Origin of the sequence: Paenibacillus sp. EKM10P (assembly GCF_011800655.1) — a bacterium.
Taxonomy (GTDB): domain Bacteria; phylum Bacillota; class Bacilli; order Paenibacillales; family Paenibacillaceae; genus Paenibacillus; species Paenibacillus polymyxa.
Genome location: NZ_JAALET010000115.1, coordinates 1 through 277, shown reverse-complemented (window position 1 = coordinate 277; position 277 = coordinate 1). Strand labels below are relative to the sequence as shown.

General features: G+C 59.6%; 1 protein-coding gene. It reads left to right on the top strand.

Features of this window, described 5'->3' with window-relative positions:
• Window positions 1-277 (top strand): AMP-binding protein (locus HFE01_RS26695; RefSeq protein WP_167442927.1); only part of this gene is annotated, 277 nt, incomplete at both ends.

Sequence of the window (277 nt, the reverse complement as noted above, 5' to 3'; positions counted from 1 at the left end):
GAAGCGGACCAGCTGGTAGCGATTCTGGCCGAACGCTCGCTCGATATGGTCGTCGGCATTCTGGCGATTCTCAAAGCGGGCGGAGCATACGTGCCTGTCGATCCCGACTACCCGGAGGAGCGCATCCGCTTCATGATCGAGGATTCGGGTGCGCCGTTATTGCTGATTCAAAAGCATCTGCACGAGAAGACCGACTTCGCAGGAACGCGCCTCGAATTGGACGATTTCGTTTGGGGCGACAGAGGGGCGGACTCCGAAGGTGCGCTGGACGCTTCGA